This is a genomic window from [Pseudomonas] carboxydohydrogena (assembly GCF_029030725.1).
Taxonomy (GTDB): domain Bacteria; phylum Pseudomonadota; class Alphaproteobacteria; order Rhizobiales; family Xanthobacteraceae; genus Afipia; species Afipia carboxydohydrogena.
Genome location: NZ_CP113162.1, coordinates 3,043,524 through 3,064,980, shown reverse-complemented (window position 1 = coordinate 3,064,980; position 21,457 = coordinate 3,043,524). Strand labels below are relative to the sequence as shown.

Annotated in this window: 19 protein-coding genes; 11 read left to right on the top strand and 8 right to left on the bottom strand. The window is 64.4% G+C overall.

Annotation, left to right across the window (positions count from 1 at the left end; all coding sequences use genetic code 11):
* The first annotated feature begins 5 nt into the window (after positions 1-5).
* Positions 6-1,655, top strand: a complete 1,650-nt coding sequence (locus AFIC_RS14845) for a lysine--tRNA ligase (protein WP_275246987.1) — start codon at positions 6-8, stop codon at positions 1,653-1,655.
* Between the two features lie 9 nt (positions 1,656-1,664).
* Entirely contained in the window at positions 1,665-2,138 is a 474-nt protein-coding gene (gene ybaK / locus AFIC_RS14840) for a Cys-tRNA(Pro) deacylase (protein WP_275246986.1), read from the top strand.
* A gap of 16 nt (positions 2,139-2,154) precedes the next feature.
* Here the strand turns inward: ybaK and AFIC_RS14835 are convergent, their stop codons facing one another.
* Together AFIC_RS14835 and AFIC_RS14830 are read right to left on the bottom strand one after the other, a co-directional pair.
* On the bottom strand, positions 2,155-2,907 hold the full coding sequence (locus tag AFIC_RS14835) for a carbonic anhydrase (protein ID WP_275246985.1): 753 nt from the start codon (positions 2,905-2,907) through the stop codon (positions 2,155-2,157).
* 75 nt (positions 2,908-2,982) lie between these two features.
* Positions 2,983-3,606: a S24 family peptidase gene (locus tag AFIC_RS14830; RefSeq protein WP_275246984.1), complete on the bottom strand. Its 624-nt coding sequence runs from the start codon at positions 3,604-3,606 to the stop codon at positions 2,983-2,985.
* A 190-nt stretch (positions 3,607-3,796) separates the two neighbouring features.
* Here AFIC_RS14830 and AFIC_RS14825 point away from each other — a divergent pair, with 190 nt between their 5' ends.
* Together AFIC_RS14825 and AFIC_RS14820 are read left to right on the top strand one after the other, a co-directional pair.
* Positions 3,797-4,141: a DUF952 domain-containing protein gene (locus tag AFIC_RS14825; RefSeq protein WP_275246983.1), complete on the top strand. Its 345-nt coding sequence runs from the start codon at positions 3,797-3,799 to the stop codon at positions 4,139-4,141.
* Positions 4,138-5,232 (top strand): quinone-dependent dihydroorotate dehydrogenase, encoded by a 1,095-nt coding sequence (locus tag AFIC_RS14820; RefSeq protein WP_275246982.1) that lies wholly within the window; start codon positions 4,138-4,140, stop codon positions 5,230-5,232. Before AFIC_RS14825 ends, AFIC_RS14820 begins: the two co-directional genes overlap by 4 nt.
* Here AFIC_RS14820 and AFIC_RS14815 read toward each other — a convergent pair.
* Positions 5,207-6,547 (bottom strand): MATE family efflux transporter, encoded by a 1,341-nt coding sequence (locus AFIC_RS14815; RefSeq protein ID WP_275246981.1) that lies wholly within the window; start codon positions 6,545-6,547, stop codon positions 5,207-5,209. The two genes, AFIC_RS14820 and AFIC_RS14815, sit on opposite strands and share 26 nt — an antisense overlap.
* A gap of 29 nt (positions 6,548-6,576) precedes the next feature.
* Complete coding sequence (locus AFIC_RS14810) at positions 6,577-6,876, bottom strand: DUF6460 domain-containing protein (protein ID WP_009339640.1); 300 nt, start codon at positions 6,874-6,876, stop codon at positions 6,577-6,579.
* Positions 6,877-7,113: 237 nt separating this feature from the next.
* Between AFIC_RS14810 and AFIC_RS14805 the strand changes: the two genes are divergently transcribed.
* Together AFIC_RS14805 and AFIC_RS14800 are read left to right on the top strand one after the other, a co-directional pair.
* Positions 7,114-8,040, top strand: coding sequence for a class I SAM-dependent DNA methyltransferase (locus AFIC_RS14805; RefSeq protein WP_275246980.1), 927 nt, complete (start codon positions 7,114-7,116; stop codon positions 8,038-8,040).
* A 46-nt stretch (positions 8,041-8,086) separates the two neighbouring features.
* Positions 8,087-9,403, top strand: a complete 1,317-nt coding sequence (locus tag AFIC_RS14800) for an Nramp family divalent metal transporter (RefSeq protein ID WP_275246979.1) — start codon at positions 8,087-8,089, stop codon at positions 9,401-9,403.
* A 98-nt stretch (positions 9,404-9,501) separates the two neighbouring features.
* Here the strand turns inward: AFIC_RS14800 and AFIC_RS14795 are convergent, their stop codons facing one another.
* Positions 9,502-12,630: a hypothetical protein gene (locus AFIC_RS14795; RefSeq protein ID WP_275246978.1), complete on the bottom strand. Its 3,129-nt coding sequence runs from the start codon at positions 12,628-12,630 to the stop codon at positions 9,502-9,504.
* 248 nt (positions 12,631-12,878) lie between these two features.
* On the opposite strand from AFIC_RS14795, the gene AFIC_RS14790 reads away from it, so the two are divergent.
* The 3 genes from AFIC_RS14790 to AFIC_RS14780 all read left to right on the top strand — a co-directional run bounded on the left by AFIC_RS14790 (position 12,879) and on the right by AFIC_RS14780 (position 15,594).
* Positions 12,879-13,403 (top strand): MarR family winged helix-turn-helix transcriptional regulator, encoded by a 525-nt coding sequence (locus AFIC_RS14790; RefSeq protein ID WP_275246977.1) that lies wholly within the window; start codon positions 12,879-12,881, stop codon positions 13,401-13,403.
* Between the two features lie 90 nt (positions 13,404-13,493).
* On the top strand, positions 13,494-14,864 hold the full coding sequence (locus tag AFIC_RS14785) for a glutamate--cysteine ligase (protein WP_275246976.1): 1,371 nt from the start codon (positions 13,494-13,496) through the stop codon (positions 14,862-14,864).
* Positions 14,865-15,009: 145 nt separating this feature from the next.
* Positions 15,010-15,594: a PAN domain-containing protein gene (locus tag AFIC_RS14780; protein WP_275246975.1), complete on the top strand. Its 585-nt coding sequence runs from the start codon at positions 15,010-15,012 to the stop codon at positions 15,592-15,594.
* A 5-nt stretch (positions 15,595-15,599) separates the two neighbouring features.
* Here the strand turns inward: AFIC_RS14780 and lepB are convergent, their stop codons facing one another.
* From lepB to AFIC_RS14765, 3 genes are all read right to left on the bottom strand, one after another.
* Positions 15,600-16,367: a signal peptidase I gene (gene lepB, locus AFIC_RS14775; protein ID WP_275246974.1), complete on the bottom strand. Its 768-nt coding sequence runs from the start codon at positions 16,365-16,367 to the stop codon at positions 15,600-15,602.
* On the bottom strand, positions 16,364-17,791 hold the full coding sequence (gene tldD, locus AFIC_RS14770) for a metalloprotease TldD (RefSeq protein WP_275246973.1): 1,428 nt from the start codon (positions 17,789-17,791) through the stop codon (positions 16,364-16,366). Before tldD ends, lepB begins: the two co-directional genes overlap by 4 nt.
* Before the next feature lie 145 nt (positions 17,792-17,936).
* Positions 17,937-18,473, bottom strand: coding sequence for an invasion associated locus B family protein (locus tag AFIC_RS14765; protein WP_420833339.1), 537 nt, complete (start codon positions 18,471-18,473; stop codon positions 17,937-17,939).
* A 437-nt stretch (positions 18,474-18,910) separates the two neighbouring features.
* Here AFIC_RS14765 and coxB point away from each other — a divergent pair, with 437 nt between their 5' ends.
* Entirely contained in the window at positions 18,911-19,756 is an 846-nt protein-coding gene (coxB, locus tag AFIC_RS14760; RefSeq protein ID WP_275246972.1) for a cytochrome c oxidase subunit II, read from the top strand.
* Positions 19,757-19,820: 64 nt separating this feature from the next.
* A complete protein-coding gene (gene ctaD / locus AFIC_RS14755; protein ID WP_275246971.1) occupies positions 19,821-21,446 on the top strand; it encodes a cytochrome c oxidase subunit I in 1,626 nt (541 codons plus the stop codon).
* The last annotated feature ends 11 nt before the right edge of the window (positions 21,447-21,457 follow it).

Genomic DNA, 21,457 nt, shown 5'->3' with positions numbered 1-21,457 from the left:
TGAAGATGTCGGAGACGATCACGCGATTTGAAGACCTGTCGGCGAGCGATCTGCGTGCGGTTGCGGAGCAATCCAATGCGTGGCCGTTCGAGCAGGCGAAACAGATCGTCGCGCGCCTGAAAAAGAAACCGAAGGACGAGGTGCTGTTCGAGACCGGCTACGGCCCCTCGGGCCTGCCGCATATCGGCACTTTCGGCGAGGTCGCGCGCACCTCGATGGTGCGCCATGCGTTCCGCGTGCTGACCGAGGACAAGATCAGGACGAAGCTGCTCGCCTTCTCCGACGACATGGATGGCCTGCGCAAGGTGCCGGACAACGTGCCGAACAAGGAGATGCTGGAGCAGGATCTCGGCAAGCCGCTGACGAAAGTGCGCGATCCGTTCGGCACCCATGACAGCTTCGGCGCGCATAATAATGCGGAGCTGCGTCGTTTTCTCGATCACTTCGGCTTCGATTACGAATTTGCGTCCTCGACCGCATACTACACCTCGGGCCGGTTCGACGCGACGCTGCTCAAAATGCTTGAGAACATCGACAAGGTGATGGCGATCATGCTGCCGTCGCTGCGCGAGGAGCGCGCCGCGAGCTATTCGCCGTTCCTGCCGATTTGCCCGCGCACAGGCGTGGTGTTGCAGGTGCCGATCGTCGAGCATGACAAGAAGGCCGGCACCGTTTCGTACGATGACCCCGAGACCAAGGAGCGCGTCACCGTTCCGGTTACCGGCGGGCACTGCAAGCTGCAATGGAAGCCGGACTGGGCGATGCGCTGGGTCGCGCTCGGCGTCGATTACGAAATGGCGGGCAAGGACCTGATCGATTCGGTGAAACTGTCGGGACAGATCTGCCGCGCGCTCGGCGGCACGCCGCCGGAAGGTTTCAACTACGAACTGTTCCTCGACGACAAGGGCCAGAAGATTTCCAAGTCGAAGGGCAACGGCCTCACCATCGACGAATGGCTGCGTTATGCCTCGCCGGAATCGCTGTCGCTGTTCATGTATCGCGAGCCGAAGGCGGCGAAGCGGCTTTACTTCGACGTGATCCCGCGCAACGTCGACGAGTATCAGCAATTCCTCGACGGCTTTTCGCGGCAGGACGCCAAGCAACGGCTCGGCAATCCTGTGTGGCACATCCATGCGGGCCAGCCGCAGGCCTCCGAGATGCCGGTGACGTTCCAGTTGCTGCTGACGCTGGTGTCGTCGTCCAACGCGGAAAACGCCGAAACGCTGTGGGGCTTCATCGGCCGCTACCGGCCGGGCGTCACGCCGCAGAGCCATCCCAAGCTCGACGCGCTGGTCGGCTACGCGATCAATTACTATCGCGATTTCGTCGCGCCGACCAAAACCTTCCGTCAACCGACTGACGGCGAGCGCGCGGCATTGCAGGATCTGCGCGATGCGTTGTCGCAACTGCCCGCGGACGCTTCCGCCGAAGACATCCAGAATGTCGTCTACGAGATCGGCCGCCGTGAGCCGTTTCTCGATCCGGTGAAGAAGGGCAAGGACGGACGTCCGGGCGTGTCGCTCGACTGGTTCAACATGCTCTATCAGGTGCTGCTCGGGCAGGAGAAGGGTCCGCGCTTCGGCTCGTTCGTCGCGGTCTATGGTCTCAATAATGCGGTGGCGATGATCGACGCGGCGCTCGCGCGCAACGCCTGACCTCGCGTCATGTCGAAAGTCACGCGCGCGACGAGAGTGCTGGAGCAGGCGGGTGTCGCCTTCTCGGTGCGGACTTATGATTACGACAGCAGCGCCGACCGCATCGGGTTGCAGGCCGCCGAGGCGATTGGTGAGGAGCCCTCGCGCGTATTGAAATCGCTGATGGCGCTGGTGGACGGCAAGCCGGTCTGCGTCATCGTGCCGTCCGACCGCGAGGTTTCGATGAAAAAGCTCGCAGCAGCGTTCGGCGGCAAGTCGGCGCAGATGATGAAGCCGGCCGATGCCGAGCGGCTGTCAGGCTACAAGGTCGGCGGCATCAGCCCGTTCGGGCAGATGAAGCCGCCGCGCGCGGCCATCGAGCAAGAGGCGATGGCGCAGGACCTCGTCTACATCAATGGCGGACAGCGCGGGTTGCAGGTGCGGCTTAATCCGCACGATGCGGCGAAAGTGCTGAACGCCATCGTCGCGCCGCTGGTGGCGTAAGAGTTTTTGCCGCCCGTTATTGCGAACGCAGCACCGCGCGGCGGTTGGATTTCTGCACCGGGCGCGCATTCATCGGATACAGTTTCGCGAAGGCCGCGATATCCGTGGCCGCGACCTCGATCGGGGTCGTCAGCACCAGCCATTCGACGGTTTCCGAACAGGGCGGCGTCGTCAGCGAGCCGGGATAGCGATAATAGCCGAGTTGTCGGGGCAGCAATTTGCGCGGGTTGAACGCCGGATCGGCCTTCACTGCGGGGCCTTCCTTGTCCGGCATGCTGGCGATCACGCGTGCGAACGCGGTGTTGCGCCGGCCCGCGGTCATCAGCACGCCGACGACGGCGAGATTGCCCGCGGCGTTGCGGTGGACGAAGTGCGCTTCCATCGGGAAATTCCTGCCGCCGATCAGGTGTTCGCTCGGCCGGTGAAAATGGACCTGCAACAGGTCGTAGCTCTCCCTGCCGAGAAGGAGCCGTCCGCCCGGCGCGAAATTGAGCTGGATGGTGTGGCCGTTGTTGACGATGGTGTCGGCGTGCGATGGCCATTTGATGTTAAGCCTCGGCAACTGCGCGCGGACAGTCGAACCGATATCGACCGGCGATTGTTGCGAGCCGATCGCGCAGGCCTTGCTGGCGGCGTCGATGTCGCCCCATTTTCCCGGGCCTGTCGCGCCCTCATAGCTCCAGTGGGCGTCGGCGGCGAGAGTGGCGGGCGCACACAAGGGGCACAGCGCGAGCCCGGCCAGCGTTTTCAGAAAATGCCGACGATGCATGTCCGCCCACCCCGATGATGTGATTCGGAACTATAACCGGATTCAGCGGGCGTGGGCGATCCGGATTATCGCCGCTTACTGGCTCGCCCAGAGAATACGCGCGATCCATTCGATCTCGGATGTCGGCAGCGTGCGGTCGGAGTGCGCGGGATTGAGCGATTGCAGCTCGATCACCTTCTGGGTGCGTCGGCGCAGCTCCTTCACCATCACCTCGCCGTCCTTGGTCTTGACCACGACGCGGTCGCCACGGCGGATCGGCGCGCCCGGCGAGACGACGATGACATCGCCGTCGCGATAGGCGGGCTTCATCGAATCGCCGGAAATCTCCAGCGCATAGGCGTGTTCGTCGTTGACGGATGGCAGCCCGACCTCGTCCCAGCCCTTGCCGACCGGGAAGCCGCCATCGTCGAAATAGCCGCCGCTGCCCGCTTCGGCGAAGCCCAGCAGCGGCACCTGCACCGAGCGGGAGGGGCTTTCGATGAAATGCACGAAGGTATCGACGCTGATGCCGGTGGCGGCCAGCGCCTTCGCGACCGATTCCGTGGAGGGCCAGCGTTCGCGCCCGTCGCTGGTCACGCGCTTGGACTTGTTGAAGGTGGTGGGGTCGAGCCCGGCGCGCTTGGCGAGGCCGGAAGGCGACAGCCCGGCGCGGGCCGCCAGCCTGTCGAGCGCCGTCCAGATTTGATCGTGTGTCAGCATCGTCGAACCGTTCGGCGGGGTTTCGATTATAGGAATTATTACCTTTATTGGACGGCTTGTGCAATGAGTCGGAGGCTGCATTTCAGCTTTGCGCCGTGCGCCCAAGGTCAAGTCTTGAAGTCGCGGGTCGCGATGGCTAGGGTGATTGCATCAAAAACAATAATGAACTCAAGCACTCCCGGGAACTGTCGTGCGGACCATCTACAAAATCTGTCCGGCGCCGGCCTGGCGGGAAGCCGAGCGGGCTGGCGTCTATCGCGGCAGCCCGGACGATATGCGGGATGGATTCATCCACTTTTCCACAGCCCCGCAGGTTCCCGGCACGCTGGCGAAGCACTTTGCCGGGCAGGCTGATTTATTCCTGATCGCGGTAAGCGCCGATGCGCTGGGTCCGGCGTTAAGGTGGGAGCCCTCGCGCGGCGGAGATCTGTTTCCGCATCTGTATGGAGATCTCGATCCGGCTGCCGCCGACAGCATCGCCACGCTTGTGCTGGGGTCAGACGGCCTGCACCGGCTTCCGGAGAATTTGACGTGATTCGTGCTTTCGACCACCTGACGCTACCGCTGCTACGCAAACTCGATCCGGAGGGTGCGCACCGGCTGGCGATCAAGGGCCTGCGCAGCTTTCCAATGCCGCGCGCGAAAACGGACAGTCCCAAACTTGCGACCCGTGCCTTTGGGCTCGACTTTCCGAACCCGATCGGCATGGCGGCGGGTTTCGACAAGAACGCCGAAGTGCCGGACGCACTGTTGCGACTCGGCTTCGGTTACGTCGAGGTCGGATCGATCACGCCCTTGCCGCAGCCGGGCAATCCGAAGCCGCGCATGTTCCGTCTGGAAGAAGATGCCGGAATCATCAACCGCATGGGCTTCAACAGCGAGGGCGCCGAAGTGGCGCTGCGCCATCTCAACGCGCGGCGCGGGCGCGGCGGCATCATCGGCGTCAATCTCGGGGCCAACAAGGACTCCGAGGATCGCACCGGGGATTACGTCAAACTGATCGGGCTGTTCGCGCCGGTCGCGAGCTATTTCACCGTCAACGTGTCGTCGCCGAACACGCCGGGCTTGCGCAATTTGCAGCAGGCTTCCGCGCTCGACGATCTCCTGGCGCGGGTGATCGATGCGCGCAACCGCGCGCGGACCGAGACGGGCGCGGTGCCGCTGCTGCTCAAGATCGCGCCGGATCTCACATTGTCTGAACTCGACGATGTCGTGCATGTCGCGCGCGCGCGGGGCGTCGATGGCATGATCGTGTCGAACACCACGCTGGCGCGCCCGGACACGCTGCGCGAGCGCGGCCTCGCGCTGGAACAGGGCGGGCTGTCGGGCCGGCCGCTGCTGCGGCTCTCTACGCGCATGGTGGCGGAAACCTATGTGCGTGCCGAGGGCGCGTTCCCGCTGATCGGGGTCGGCGGCATCGATTCCGGCGGCGCGGCGCTGATGAAGATTCGCGCAGGCGCTTCGCTGATCCAGTTGTATTCGTCGCTGGTGTACAAGGGCCTTGGCCTCGTCGAGGCGATCAAGACGGATCTGTTATCCACGTTGCGGCGAACGGGCCGGGAATCGCTGTCGGAAATCGTCGGCGCGGACGCCGCGATGATTACTGCCGAAGACTGGCCGGTGTAAGCGTTCCTGCGAAGGAAGCTTTCAGAAGAGCGCGGTAGCGCAGCGCCTGAAAGCATCCGCGCGCCAGCAGGAAGATCAGGAGCGCGAGCCACAGCCCGGTATTGCCGAGCGGACGTAACAGCGCCCATGCCGCGAAATAGAGCGCAAGGGATGCGAGCATCAGGTTGCGCATGTCGCGCGCCCACGTCGCACCGATGTAAATCCCGTCGAAGGCATAGGCCATCACGCCGCAGATCGGCGCCAGCGTGGCAAGCCACATGAAGGCGCGGGCGACCTGCCGCACGTCATCACTCGCCGTCATCAGGTCGATCAGCGCAGGGCCGCCCAATGCGAGCGCCAGCGCCACGGCGACGGCGAACACCATGCTCCAGCCGAGCACGAGTCTGGTCGTGCGCAGGAAGCGGGCACGGTCGCGCGCGCCGAGGCTGTAGCCGGACAGTTGCTCGGCGGCGGTGGCGAGGCCGTCGAGGAAGAACGAGCCGATCAGCGCGAAATTGTTCAGCACCGCATTGGCCGCGAGCACCACGTCGCCCTCGCGCGCGCCCTGCGCGGTGAAGAACAGGAACGCGCCGGTCAGGGCCAGTGTGCGGATGAAGATGTCGCGGTTGATCGCCATCATCCGCGTGAGCTTGGCGCGCTCAAGCAGCACCGCGCGCGAAATGCGAAACCCGTCGCGGCCGAGCATCCGCGCGGCCAGCGCGAGACCGAACACGAGGCCGCAGGCCTCCGCGATGATCGCGGCATGGGCCGCGCCCGCGACGCCCTGCTTCAGCCCGATCACCAGAACCACGGTCGCGGCGATGTTGATGAGATTGATGGAAATCTGGATCGCGAGCGCCCAGCCGGTGCGGGCCTGTCCGATCAGCCAGCCGAGCAGCGCGTAGTTGGCGAGCAGGAAGGGCGACGACCACAGCCGCACTTCGAAATAAAGCCGCGCAGCCTCCGTCACCGGGCCGCTCGCGCCCATCAGATCGAAGGTGATGGCGGCCAGCGGCTTCTGCACGAGGAGCAGCACGGCGCTCGCAAGAATCGCGATCAGCAGGCCGCGGGCGAGCGACGCGCGGACCTCAAGCGGATCATGCGCGCCGAGCGCCTGCGCGGTTAGCGCCACCGTGCTCATGCGCAGGAAGCCGAACAGCCAGAACATGCAGTCGAACACCACGGACGCCATGGCGACGCCGCCGAGCAGGTGCGCTTCGCCGAGTTGCCCGATCACGCCGGTCGCGACGATGCCGAGCAGCGGCGTCGTCAGGTTCGCGAGCATCGCCGGGCCCGCGATGGCGAAGACCCGGCCATGCGTGAGCTGGTCGTTCATGGAAGCCATTCAGATGGAAGGCAGCGGCCTCAGCGCGGCCGGGAGCCGAACAGCCGCGACAACAGCCACAGCGGGACGACGATCACCGCGCCGAGGATGAAGTAGCGCCACAGGCTGTTGATGGCATCGAAGCCGAGATTCCAGATCCAGTCCGCGAGGCGGCGCAGGCTCTCGACGATATTCCAGGGATCGAGCCCGATGGCGGCGAGAACGATGCCGACCAGAACCGACATCAGAATGAGCCTCAGCACCACCGCGAGCGGCGAGCCTCCCAGAAAGCGGGAGAACTGATCGTCGCGTGCCGGTAATTCCTTCGCTTCGTTCTGCATTGCCGTCTCCAGAATTCGTGTGCGCTGCTTTTAGCACACTTTGGCGCAGGTGGGGCTGCAAACGCCCGCCGTCAATGGAGGACATTGGGGCAAGCGGCTTCTGTCATAAATTTAATCCCTTGAATCGCCGGGCTGGAGGCCGCTGCCTCGTGTCGCCTGCGATAGAATCTGGCTGCCGGCGATCTGTTGTCCGGTGCGGGGCCGGGTTATAGAGAAAGGCCATTTTCCGAGACCCTTATGCCCGCGCCGCTTTTCCTGTCATCGGGCGACCTGATCGCCGACCGCCGCTACGATTTCGCGCGCGACCTGCAATTGCGCGGCGACATTGCCGGGGCGGCCGACCTGATGGCGCAGGCGGTGGAACGGGCGCCGAATTTCGCGTCGGCGTGGTTCGCGCTCGGCGAATTGAAGCAGCAACTCAATCTGCATGGCGAGGCGATCCGGGCCTATCGCAAGGCGCAGGAAGCCGATCCGGAAGATCGCCACGGCGCCAAATTGCGGCTGATCCGTCTTGGCGTCGAGACAGTGTCGGACATGCCGCCGGCCTATGTGCGTTCGCTGTTCGATCAATACGCGCCGACCTTCGAGGACGCGCTGCTCAACAACCTCGGTTACCGCGGCCCCAGCCTGTTGTTGAAAGCCGTGCTGTCGGCCTGCCGCGCCATGCAGCGCCCGGCCTTCTTCAAATCGGCGATCGATCTCGGTTGCGGCACCGGGCTCGCCGCCCGCGCCTTCGAGAAGAATGTGGATGCGTTCGTCGGCATCGACCTGTCGCCCGGCATGATCGCGAAGGCCGAGGCCACCGGCCTCTACCGGAGGCTGGAAATCGCCGACATGGTCGAGGGCTTGAGGAATGAGGCGGACGCCAGCTTCGATCTCGCGCTGTCGGCGGATGCGATCATTTACCTGCCCGATCTTGCTCCGGCGCTGAAGGAAGTCGCGCGGGTGCTGCGTCCGAACGGGATCGTTGCGTTCACCACGGAGACGCACCCCGGCGATGGCGTGGTAATCGGCGCGGGCCTGCGTTACGCGCACGGCGCGGCGCATGTGCGCGAGGCGATCGCTGGGGCCGGGCTTGTGCTGGGCAGCCTCGAGGAGGCTTCCACGCGCACGGAGAGCGATGTGCCTGTGCCGGGGCTGATCGCGGTGGCGCGCAAGATTTGACGGCTGGAACTTTAAGGACAGGCTGTGCTTGTCAGGCGGGACTGGCATGACGCACACAAAGCATGACATCGACGCAACCGCCGAAGTGAGCGCCCTGCCGGAGAAGCAGGGCGGCGTGCGCGGTTTTCTGCGAACGCTCGGCCCCGGTCTCATCACCGGTGCGGCGGACGACGATCCCTCCGGCATCGGCACCTACAGCCAGGCGGGCGCACAACTCGGTTACGGCATTTCGTGGACGATGCTGCTGACGTTTCCGCTGATGGTGGCGATCCAGGAGATTTCCGCGCGCGTCGGCCGTGTCACCGGCCATGGCATCGCGGGCAATGTCTGCCGGTTCTATCCCGCCGCCGTTCTCAACACCATCGTCGCGCTCCTGTTCGTCGCCAATACGGTCAATATCGCCGCCGATCTCGCGGCGATGGCGGATGCGATCAAGCTGCTGATCGGCGGTCCCGGCTTCGTCTATGTGGTCTTATTCGGCGTCGTGTCCGTCGCGGCGCAGATCTTCTTCGACTACCGGCATTACAGCGCGGTGCTGAAATGGTTGACATTGAGCCTGTTCGCCTATGTCGGCGCGCTGGCGTTCGCGCATGTGGCGTGGGGCGAGGCGTTGCGCGGCCTCGTCATTCCGCAAATCCAGTGGAAGGCGGAGTTCTTCACCACCCTGGTCGCGATCCTCGGCACCACGATCTCGCCCTATCTGTTCTTCTGGCAGGCTTCGCAGGAAGCCGAGGAGCAACGCATCGATGCGCACAAGAAGCCGCTCAGGAAGCAGCGGGCGCAGGCGGCTTCCGAATTCCGGCGCATCCGCGTCGATACCATCGCGGGCATGGCCTTCTCGACCCTGATCGCGCTCGCCATCATCATGACGGCGGCTGCGACGCTGCACGCCAGCGGCAAGACCGGGATCGAGACATCGGCGCAGGCGGCGGAGGCGCTGCGGCCGGTCGCGGGGGCATTCGCCGAAATCATCTTCGCACTGGGCATTATCGGCACGGGTCTGCTGGCGGTGCCGGTGCTGGCGGGCTCGGCGGCCTACGCGATCGGCGAAGGGCGAAGGTGGCCGGTCGGTCTGGCGCGCAAGCCGCGCGAGGCCGTGTCGTTCTACGCGGTGCTGGCGCTGTCGGCGGGTATCGGAATCGTGCTGAATTTCACGCCGATCAGTCCGATCGCGGCGCTGTACTGGAGCGCGGTGGTCAACGGCGTGCTCGCGGTGCCGGTGATGGTGTTGTTGATGGTGATGGTTCGCCGCCGCGACGTCATGGGCCCGTTCCTCGTCGGCGGCGCGCTTTATTGGCTGGGCTGGCTGTCGACCGCCGCGATGGCGGTCTGCGTCGTGGCGATGTTCGCCGGAATGCTGTGAGCCGTGGCGTTTTCAAGCGAAGCGGGGAAACCGGTTCGCGTGAAGAAAACGCGTCAAAACAAAAATTTCGGTCCTGATTTCGATCAGGACCGAAAGGCTCAGATGGTCGAGTGCTTCGCGGCTTTCGGCTTGACGGATTTGCTCGATGTCTTCTGCGCGCGTCTGGCGTCCCAGCCGCCCGGCGGCGTCGCCACCTGAACGGCGTCGGCCGGTTGCTGTTCGACCTTGAAGGTCTGCGCCGCGAGTTTGGCCTTGGCGAGCGAGGCCGGATCGAGCCGCTTGGCGATGTCGTCGCGCTTGTGCGCGGAATCGGTGTCGCCCTGTGCCGCGGCGAGGCTGAACCATTTGTAGGATTCGGCGAGGTTTTGTTCGACGCCGATGCCGCGCGCATAAAGGATGCCGAGATTGAACTGGCTGTCGGCGACGCCGTGCGCGGCGGCCTTCAGGAACCAATAGGCGGCGGCCTTGTAGTTCGGCTTGCCGCCGCCGTCGGCTTCCAGCACCGCGAGATTGTGCATGGCCTTGGCGTTGCCGCGATCGGCGGCCGCGCGGTAGTAGCGGTTGGCGGTGCCGATGTCCTTGCGGACGCCGAGGCCCTTTTCATACAGCGTGCCGAGGCGGAACAGCGCGGGCACGAGGTTGGCCTTCGCCGCGCGGTCATACCATTTCGCGGCTTCTTCGAAATTCGCGGTCACGCCGCGCCCGTCGGCATAGCGCAGGGCGACCTCATAGGCGGCGCTCGCGTCGCCCTTGAGGGCTGCCGCGCGCAGCATCGGGCCGCCGATCGACTCCGGCAGCGGCGCGACGGCGCCACTGACTGACGGGATCGAGCCGGTGATGTCGGCATTCGCGGATTGTTCGGGTGGTGCCGCCGGTGTGATCGATGGGCTGGAGGCCCAGCTCGGCAGCGTCGTGGCCGGTGCGTTCATCGACTGCTTGTCGATCGGCGTCGGCGATGTCATCGACGGAGCCTGCGGCGCCGATTGCTCGGGCGCCGGTGCGCTGTTGTCGTCCGTATCGGGGGCTTGGGCAGGCGGCGCCGGTGTCGGTGCGGGCGGCACGGCATGGGATTCCATCGCCGGCGCGGAGCGGCCCGTCTCGCCGCTGTGCCACAGATTGCTCGCCATCTTGAAGGTGCCGAGCACGATCACGAAGACGCTGGCGCCGACCAGGAGCGCCCGCACCCGCGACGAGCGGGAGGTGTCGGAGGATGTTTCTTTCGTGTTCGCGACGGCTCGCGCCGCATCGTTCAGCGCGGTGACGCGGTTGGCTTTCTTCGGCGCGGGCTTGGTTTCGCCGGCCTGCGCGGCCTGTGCGGCGCGGCGCGCGGCCTGAATGAAATTCGACGAACTGACCGGCCCTTTCGGGGGCGGGATATCGCGCAGCGCATTCTCGGAGCTGGCGATGCGTTCCGCCGCCGAGGGCCGCGCATTGTTGCGGCTGCCCGGCTCCAGCGGATGGTCGGGCGGCAGGTCGGGATCGATCGGCGAGCGTGCAGGGCGCGCCGGAGCCGCATTGACGGCGGGCGCAGGCTCCTTGGGGAGCTGGGACGGGATCGGCGCCGCCTTCGCGGGCATTTGGGCGAGCGGGCGAGCGGCGCTTTGCAGCAGCGCGGGGTTCGGCAATTCGGGCCGCGTCTGCGGCGGAATCGGCGGCACGGCAGGCCGTGACGGCGCAGGCGGCGGAACGGGGACGGGAGCGGGCGCAGGCGCGGGGCGGCCCTGACGCAGATCGCCTTCGATCTGGGCGAGACGGTCGACCACGTGGCCGAGCGTGTTGTGAACGACCTCCAGCGAATCCTGCGTGTGACGGGTCGTGTCCACCTGGCTCTGGCGCATGTCCGACAATTCGCGCCGGATCGCATCGACGAAGGCGGGGTCCATCGCGGGCGCGGCGGATGCCGGGGCTGCGTCGCCTGTGCCGCGCCGTTGCAGCATCTGCATGATCTCGGACAGGCCGCTTTCGACGCGATTCAGATCGGCGGGTCGCGCCTCCGAGGCCTCCAGCCGCTCCAAAAGATGCGCGACACGCTGTTCGACATGACCGAATGTCGATGCGGCATCGCCGCCGACTTGCAGATTGTCGAGACGATCGGAGATGGTGCGGACCGCTTTGTCGAAATGGCCGGTGTCGGCGGACGGGCGCTCGCGCTGCTCAAGCGTTGTGGTCAGCGCGGCGATACGCTGTTCGAGGGCTGCGAACATGTCGCTGTGGCCGCCCTGTGACAACTGGTCGACCCGTTGCGACAGGGTGCGGATATTCTCGGACAACTGTCCCAGTGCTTCGTTCGAGGCGATGTTGGCGACGATGGTCTTCAGCGCCGAGATCGCGTCGTCGAGCTGGCGCAGCGTGGCGGGATCGCCGCTCGAGCGGACGATGGTGTCGATCTTGCCGCCGAGGTTGCGGATCGCGTCGTCGAAACCGGCAAGCTGTTCGGCCGGTGTGAGCGAGCGCAGTTCGCCGCGGATTTCGGAGAGCGCGCGCTCGATCGCACCAAGGGCCGCGCCGTCGCCGCCGGTCTGATGGGTTTCGTCGATCCGCCGGCCAAGCGCGCGAATCTCGTTCTCCAGCGATTCGATCGCGCGGCGCGGCAATGCCTCGGTGATGGCATGGCGGATTTCGGAAAGCTCAGAGCGGAACGCGGCGATGGACTGTTCGATGCCGCCGGGGCCGCGCAACGCGTCGATCTGGCTGGTGAGGCCCGCGATCTGGCGCTCGATGTTGAGGAAACCCGGATGTTCGGGCGCGGGCGCCATTGGCGGCGCCTGAACGAAATTCGGCGCGCTGCGGTTCAGGGCTTCCTGCGCGGGGCTTACGCCGTCGAGCTCGCCTTGGCGGGCGATGATTTCGGCGATCGACAGGTCGATCCCTGCCGGGCGCGCGGGCGGCGTCATTCGCGGCGCGGGGGCGTGAGGAATCTGTTGGGATGGCGCGGACATATGCGACAGCCGGGCGTCAAGCCGCGAGATCGCGTCGTTGAGTTGCCGCGCCACGCCGTTCTCGCCGCGCGCGGCCGGATGCTGGGACAATTGCTCGACCTGCCGGGCGATGGAATCGAGCCGCTGGTGGATTTCGGCGATGTCGCGCGCCTCGTTCGGCGAAAGCGGGCGCTGTGCGGGTGCATTCATCCAGTCGCCCGGCGCACCGGTGCGTTGCGTGGCGCCTGTGCCGCGTTCCCTGACGGAAGGATCGATACCCTCAGTGCCCCATGATTGATGAAATGCCATGCCCTGTCCGGTACCCGACGCCGGTTGTCTGCCGTCTCCAGTCGCTACGCCCATTGAAGAAACAAACGAATTTCCGGCGCAGGCAGACTGCTTCAGGCGAGACTTTTCCGTGTCAGGGTAAATAACGGGTTAAGGAGCGGTGTGCGGATGCGGAAAAGTTTACGCGGCAGCAGGAGATAGCCGGAAATCGATCCCGCTTGGCAATTGCATCGCCGTGGCTTAATGCAGATGCATGAATGCCAGGATGGATGCATTTGCATAAATCTTCACGTCCCAACGATGACCTGACGACGCGCCGCCCGTCCAATGAAGTGACGGAAGCATGGCTGCGCCTGATGCGGGTGCGCAGTTGCGTCCTCGAGGCTGTCGAGCAGGATCTGAAGAAGGCCGGGTTTCCGCCGCTCGCCTGGTATGAGGCGCTGCTCGAATTGTCGCGCGCGCCGGGCGGCGAACTGCGCCCGGTCGAACTCGAAAAACAGATGCTGCTGCCGCAATATTCCACCTCGCGTCTGATTGAGCGTCTGGTCGATGAGGGGCTGGCGGCGCGGCGCGAGTGCAAGAACGACAAGCGCGGCCTGTTCGTGGAAATCTCCGAGGCCGGGCGCGATTTGCAAAAGAGAATGGGAGAGGCTTATTCCATCGCGATCGAGCGCCACGTCGGCTCCAAGCTGTCGGACGCGGAGGCCGTGAAATTATGCGGCCTGCTCGACCGTCTCGGCTGTTGTGCCCAGACGGCGTCGCCCGACACGAAAGAAGCCGCGTCTTCGCAATGAGATTTTATTCACCACTTGTGTCTACGGGTGGGTGCGCCCGTTGCCCCCGGCGGCCTGCGTCGTTCGCGACGCATTTTGAAAAGGTGCCGCATGGCGCGTGACCAGATCGATATGACCCCGCTCGACTCGCGCGATGCGCTGGTCGGGTGGCTTGAAGCAGGCTGCAAGCCGAAATCCGAATTCAAAATCGGCACCGAACACGAGAAGACGCCGTTCACCTTGAACGAGCATCGCCCCGTGCCTTACGAGGGCACTCGCGGCATCAACGCTCTTTTGGAAGGCATGCGCCTTCTGCTCGGCTGGGAGCCGATCAATGAGCATGGCAATATCATCGGCCTGTACGATGTCACCGGCGGCGGCGCGATTTCACTGGAGCCGGGCGGGCAGTTTGAATTGTCGGGCGCGCCGCTCGACAACGTGCATCACACCGCCGTGGAGCTTGCTGCGCATCTGGCGCAGGTGCGCGAGGTCGCCGGACCGCTCGGCATCGGCTTTCTCGGCCTTGGAATGACCCCGTCGTGGTCGCGCGAAGAGATCCCGGCAATGCCGAAGGGTCGCTACGGCATCATGACCCGCTACATGCCGAAGGTCGGCCGCTATGGCCTCGACATGATGTACCGGACCTGCACCGTGCAGGCCAATCTCGATTTCTGTTCGGAAGCCGACATGGTGAAGAAGCTGCGTGTCGCGGTGGCGTTGCAGCCGGTCGCGACCGCATTGTTCGCCAACTCGCCCTTTACCGAAGGCAAGCCCAACGGCTTTCTGTCGTTTCGCTCGGAAATCTGGCGCGATACCGACAATGCCCGTGCCGGCATGATCCCGTGGGCGTTCGAGGATGGCATGGGATTCGAGCGCTGGGTCGATTATGCGCTCGATGTGCCAATGTATTTCGTCAAACGCGGGGACGATTACATCGACGTCTCCGGCTCGTCCTTCCGTGATTTCTTCGAAGGGCGGAACGAAAAATTTCCGGGCGAGAAGCCGACGCTCTCGGACTGGGCCAATCATCTGTCCACGATATTTCCCGAGGTGCGCCTGAAACGCTATCTCGAGATGCGCGGCTCCGATGGCGTGCCGTTGCAGCAATTGCCGGCGCTGCCCGCGTTCTGGGCGGGCCTGCTCTATGACGATGCCAGTCTCGATGCGGCGTGGGACCTGGTGCGGGAATGGGATACCGCAGCGCGCCAGGCGATGCGCGATGCGGTGCCGCGTCTCGGTTTCAAGACTCCGGTCGGCAAGCGCTATATTTTTGAGATTGCCCGCGAATGTCTCGTGCTTGCGCATGCCGGTCTGCGCCGGCGCGGCTGCGTCGATCATCTGGGCCGCGATGAATCGCGATTCCTCGAGCCTCTTGATCGCATTATCGATGCCGGGCGTACGCCGGCAGAGGAAATGTTGACAAAATTTAATGGGGTCTGGAGCGGCTCCGTCGATCCAGTTTATGACGCCTACGCTTTTTAGAGGTATCGAAGATTTGCGATGGTTCGTTGCCGTGGCAGCGTAGCTCCTTCGCTGACATTCATCTGCGATACAGGAAAGCCGCGCTTGGATGACAGGGTGGCAGACTGTTTGCGATGCCGTTCCGGTTTCTGAAAGTCATGTTGGCATGCCTGGTTTTCGTACTTTCAGATATTTCCTGGAATTGCCCGCCCGGCTTGTGGCGATGGCTGTGCTCATTGCCGTGCTGATACCCGCGGCGATGTCGTCGCCTGCACAGGCGCAGGCCAATTTCGATCGTCCCGGCGGCGACTACACGCATTCGGAAATCCTGTCCGGCGATCCGGCAACCTGCGCGCTCGCCTGCGAGCGCGACCGGCGTTGCCGTTCGTGGAGCTTCAATTATCCGACCGCCAAGCGCGACAGCGCGATCTGCTGGTTGAAAAACAGCGTGCCGCGCCGGGTCGCCGATACCTGTTGTGTGTCGGGCGTGCGTGGCGCCGGCGTCGTCGAATTGCGCAACCGCAAGATCGAGATCGCGACCGACCGTTATGGCGGCGACTATCGCAGCATTTCGGTGCCGTCGGATACCGAAGGCGATCACTGCAAGGCGGCCTGCGAGGCCGACAACCGCTGCCGCGCGTGGACCTACGCACGGCCCGGATATGTCGGGCGCGATGCGCGCTGCTATCTGAAGGATCGCATCAAGCCGCCACGGCGCAAGCCGGGATTCATCTCCGGCGTGGTGCGGTAGCTCGTTTACTGCACCGACGAAAACATCCGCGACAGGCGCAGGCCCGATGGCCAATTCCAGATCGGCTGATGTTTGGCCGCGATGTCCCATGAGCCGAGCACGGTATCGACGCGGCCGACGAGATTGTCGACCGGCAACAGCCCGACGCCGCCGTCCGCCACCGGCACGCGGCTGTCGGCGGAATTGTCGCGATTGTCGCCCATCACGAACAGCCTGCCGGCGGGCACGGTGATTTCATCGGTGTTGTCGAGCGCGCCATGGGTGCGCAGCTTGAAGAAGGTGTGGCTGTGCCCGCCAGGCAGCGTCTCGGTGTAGCGCGCGGCGGGCAGCGTGCCGCCATCCTCGTTCTCGGCATCGCCGAAACCGTCGGCGGAGACCGGCACGGGGTTGCCGTTGAGCCAGAGCCGTCCGTCGCGCATCTGCACGCGGTCGCCGGGCAGGGCGATGACGCGCTTGACCCAGGCCTGCGAGGTGTCGCCGGGCCAGCGGAACACCACGACGTCTCCGCGCGCAGGCAGTTTGCCGAACAGACGCGCGCTGGTCGGCACCGAGACGTTCATCGGCAGCGATGCGGTGCCGTAGCCGTAAGGGAATTTCGAGGCGAGCAGCGCATCGCCGATCAAAAGCGTCGGCTCCATCGAGGCGGAAGGGACGTAGAACGGCTCGGCCAGCGCCGCCTTGCCCGCCATCACGATCAGGAACGCCGCCGCGATCTCGCCGATGGCGCGCGTCCAGGTGCGTTGCGGTTTCGCCGGTGTGGTTGTCGTCGTCATGCGCCCGTCCCGCCCACGGTGATGCGATCCATGCGCAGGGTCGGCTGGCCGACGCCGACCGGCACGCCCTGGCCATTCTTGCCGCAGGTGCCGATTCCGGCATCGAGTTCGAGATCGTTGCCGACCATGGAAATACGATGCAGGTCGGTCGGGCCGTTGCCGATCAGCATCGCGCCCTTCAGCGGCGCACCGACCTTGCCGTTCTCGATTCTGTAAGCCTCGGTGCACTGGAAGACATATTTGCCCGAGGTGATATCGACCTGCCCGCCGCCGAAATTCACCGCGTAGATGCCGTTCTTCACCGAGGCGAGAATCTCCGCCGGGTCGCGCTCACCCGCCAGCATGTAGGTGTTGGTCATGCGCGGCATCGGCACATGGGCATAGGATTCGCGCCGTCCGTTGCCGGTCGGCTTCATGTTCATCAGCCGCGCGTTCTGGCGGTCCTGCATGTAGCCGACGAGGATGCCGTCCTCGATCAGCACGGTGCGGTTGGTCGGCGTGCCTTCGTCGTCGATCGACAGCGAGCCGCGCCTTGACGCGATGGTGCCGTCATCGACGACAGTCACGCCCTTGGCCGCGACCTGCTGGCCCATCAGGCCCGCGAAGGCCGAGGTCTGCTTGCGGTTGAAATCGCCCTCAAGTCCGTGACCCACCGCTTCGTGCAGCATCACGCCGGGCCAGCCGGGGCCGAGCACGACATCCATTTCGCCCGCGGGCGCGGGCACCGATTCCAGATTGAGCAACGCCTGACGGATCGCGGCGTCGGCCGCGTTGCGCCACGCCTTGGTTTCGATGAAGCGGGCATAACCCTCGCGTCCGCCATAGCCCTGGCTGCCGGTTTCCTGCCGGTCGCCCGAACCCGCGACCACCGAGACGTTGACGCGCACCAGCGGACGGATGTCGCGATAGCTCTCGCCGTCCGGACGCACGATTTCAACCACCTGCCAGGTCGCGCCGAGGCTGACCGACACCTGCCGCACGCGCGGGTCCTTCTCGCGGACATACGCATCGATCTCGGCGAGCAGCTTCACCTTGGTCTCGAATGCCTCGCCGTCGAGCGGGTTGGCGTCGCCGTAAAGCCGCACATTGGTGTGGGGCGGGGGACTCGCGAACGTGCCGGAATAGCCGCCGCGCACCGCGTGCACCGCATCGGCCGCGCGCGCGATCGCCGACAACGACATGTCGGAGGAATGGGCGTAGCCGACCGCGTCGTCCTTCACGGCGCGCAGGCCGAAGCCTTGCGCGGTATCATAGGTCGCCTGCTTGAGGCGGCCGTTATCGAACGCAAGTCCCTCCGACTGGCGATATTCCATGAACAGTTCGCCGTCGTCGGCGCCGTCGAGACCGCGAATGATTTCCTTGCGGACATCATCACGGTCGAGGCCCGCGCGTTCGATCAGGGAGGTTGAACTTGAATCGGTCATCAGGGCGCTCCGCGCATCGGCGACATCAGGAATTTTCCGCCAGCCGAACCGACGCAACGGGGCGAAAGGACGGCAGGCAAATATCAGGGCAACAGGCAGGATGCCTTGCCCTAGATAGGATGACCGGGCCGCCCGGGGGAGGGGCTTACGGCAGTTTGGCGTAGCCCTCGCCGAGGCCCTTGAGGCTGAGCGGGAAGCCGATGCCTTCCTCGGGCGTCTCGAAAATGATGAATGTCGCGGTTTTCGCGGTCTTGAGCTGGTCGAGCAGCTTGTCGTCCATCACGATCTCGGCAACGCAGCCGTTCGGCAGGCAGCGCACGAAACCGGCGCGGCCGACATCCTTGTCGTCGAGCTTCAGGCCAAGCCCGGAGGGCAGCAACACGCCGAGCGGCGCGACCACGCGCATCAATTTATTTTTCTGATCGGCCGTTTTGAGGATGATGACCGTCAGCCCGGCATTGGCGCGGTCTTCCGCTACCACGCTTTGAATCAGCGCGCATTGCTCGTTCTGGGCGCCTGCCGGGGTGTCGCAACGGATCTGCCAGTCGCCGCTGACCGATTTGACTGCGCCCTGCGCGTGAGCGGGAACGGCGAAACCGAGGGCGCAGGCCGCGAGCATCACAGCTGACAGGGCGCTCCGCAGGCGGGCGGCGCAGGTGCCGGGCTTGTCGACAAATTTCATTCCGGGCGCTTTCTCAGTCGGTTTTCGAGCCATTCGTCCGTTTCGGGCCATTCACGTTTCCGGTCATTGACAGGGCAATGACGGCGCCTTGAGGGCGATAAAAGGCGCCGCAAGGCGAAAAGCGGCCGAATCGGCCCATCGCCGCGCCGCCCGGATTGCCTACAACGGACGATCATGCGCCTGCAATGTACAATCCGCCAGCGGGAAGGGCCCGACCCCCGGAAAGATTGGGTTTTTCTCCGATTCCGGCGATCAATTTCCGCAACGCTGGCTCGCGAATGAGGTACATTGCGGTAGCCATCAAATTATGGTTTGAGAAGCTGGAATTCGACGCGTTCTAATTGCGGTCTGACAGCCTTAAAAGGAATGGCGACGGGGAAGTGAGGCTTGCCGAGCGGCATGCCCACGGGAGCTATGGATATAGGAGCGTGAGCGGCATGAAGTTGTCGAGGGGCCGGATGAGCCGCGTATTGATGGGGATGGGCGTCGCCGCTGCGACCTTTGTCATGAGCGGCGTGGCGATGGCGGCCGAGATCATGGGGCAGCCGCAAGAGTGGGAATACAAACTCCAGAAGGCCGCGACGCCGGTCATGGAGAACATCATCTGGTTCCACAACTTCCTGCTCTGGCTCATCACCGCGATCGTCCTGTTCGTCCTCGTTCTGATCGTGGTCGTCGTCTTCAAGTTCAACGCCAAGGCCAACCCGGTCCCCTCCAAGACCACGCACCACACGCTGATCGAGGTGATCTGGACCATCGTCCCCGTGCTGATCCTCGTCGGCATCTCGGTGCCTTCGTTCCGGCTTCTGTTCAGCGAGCTGGACGTTCCGCAGTCGGACCTCACCATCAAGGCCACCGGCAAGCAGTGGTACTGGACCTACGCCTATCCCGATAACGGCAAGTTCGAATTCGATTCGCTGCTCGCCACCGACAAGCAGCCGCGCCTTCTGGCGGTGGACAATGAGCTGGTGGTGCCGGTGAACAAGGTGGTCCGCGTTCAGGTGATCGGCGCCGACGTCATCCACTCCTTCGCGGTCCCCGCTTTCGGTATCAAGATCGACGCCGTTCCGGGCCGCCTCAACGAAACCTGGTTCAAGGCCGAACAGACCGGCATGTTCTACGGCCAGTGCTCCGAGCTTTGCGGCAAGGATCACGCCTACATGCCGATCGCCGTCCGCGTCGTCACCGAGGACGAATTCAAGAAATGGGTCGTCGATGCGCAGAAGAAGTATGCATCCGCCGGCAACAGTACTTTCGCCTCGATCGAGGCTGTCGCGCACTGACGCGGCGTCACACTTGAGAAGGCAACCGCAAGGCTACGAACTGCAAGGTTCAAAGGATTAGAAAATGGCTTCTTCCGCTGCAACTCCCGCCCACACCGATCACGCCCATGACGATCATGCGCACGATCATCCGACCGGGTGGCGGCGGTATCTCTATTCCACCAACCATAAGGACATCGGAACGATGTACCTTATCTTCGCGATCATCGCCGGCCTTATCGGCGGCGCGATGTCGGTCGCGATCCGCATCGAACTGATGTATCCGGGCGTCCAGCTCTTTGCCCAGAACCACACCTACAACGTGTTCGTGACCTCGCACGGCCTGATCATGATCTTCTTCATGGTGATGCCGGCGATGATCGGCGGATTCGGCAACTGGATGGTGCCGCTGATGATCGGTGCGCCGGACATGGCGTTCCCGCGCATGAACAACATCTCGTTCTGGCTGCTGCCGGCGTCCTTCGCGCTGCTCATCATTTCCACCTTCGTCGAGGGTGAGCCGGGTTCGCTCGGCTCCGGCACCGGCTGGACGATGTATGCGCCGCTCTCCACCTCCGGCCATCCGGGCCCGTCGGTGGACTTCGTGATCTTGTCGATGCATCTCGCCGGTGCGTCGTCGATCCTGGGCTCGATCAATTTCATCACCACGATCTTCAATATGCGCGCGCCGGGCATGACCATGCACAAGATGCCGCTGTTCGTGTGGTCGATCCTGGTGACCGTGTTCCTGCTTCTGCTGTCGCTGCCGGTTCTGGCCGGTGCGATCACCATGCTGCTGACCGACCGTAACTTCGGCACCTCGTTCTTCGCGGCCGATGGCGGCGGCGACCCGATCCTGTACCAGCATCTGTTCTGGTTCTTCGGCCATCCCGAGGTCTACATCATGATCCTGCCGGGCTTCGGCATGGTCTCGCAGATCGTCTCCACCTTCTCGAAGAAGCCCGTGTTCGGCTATCTCGGCATGGCCTACGCCATGGTCGCGATCGGCGGCATCGGCTTCGTCGTGTGGGCGCATCACATGTACACGGTGGGCATGTCGAGCTCGGCGCAGGCCTACTTCGTCGCGGCGACCATGGTCATCGCGGTGCCGACCGGCGTGAAGATCTTCTCGTGGATCGCCACGATGTGGGGCGGCTCGATCGAGTTCAAGGCGCCGATGCTGTGGGCGATCGGCTTCATCTTCCTGTTCACGGTCGGCGGCGTCACCGGCGTCGTGCTGGCGAACGCCGGCGTCGATCGCGTGCTTCAGGATACCTACTACGTCGTCGCGCACTTCCATTACGTGCTGTCGCTCGGCGCCGTGTTCGCGATCTTCGCGGGCTGGTACTACTGGTTCCCGAAGATGTTCGGCTACATGTACAATGAGGCCGTGGCCAAGGTGCACTTCTGGGTGATGTTCATCGGCGTGAACATCCTGTTCTTCCCGATGCACTTCCTCGGCCTGTCGGGCATGCCGCGCCGCTACATCGACTATCCGGATGCTTTCGCCGGCTGGAACCTGGTGTCCTCGATCGGCGCCTACATTTCGGCATTCGGCGTGCTGATCTTCCTCTACGGGGTGGTCGAAGCCTTCGCGAAGAAGCGCGTCGCCGGCAACAATCCGTGGGGTCCGAGTGCCACGACGCTGGAATGGACCCTGACGTCGCCGCCTCCGTTCCACCAGTTCGAGGTGCTGCCTCGGATTCAGTAATCCGCGCGGCC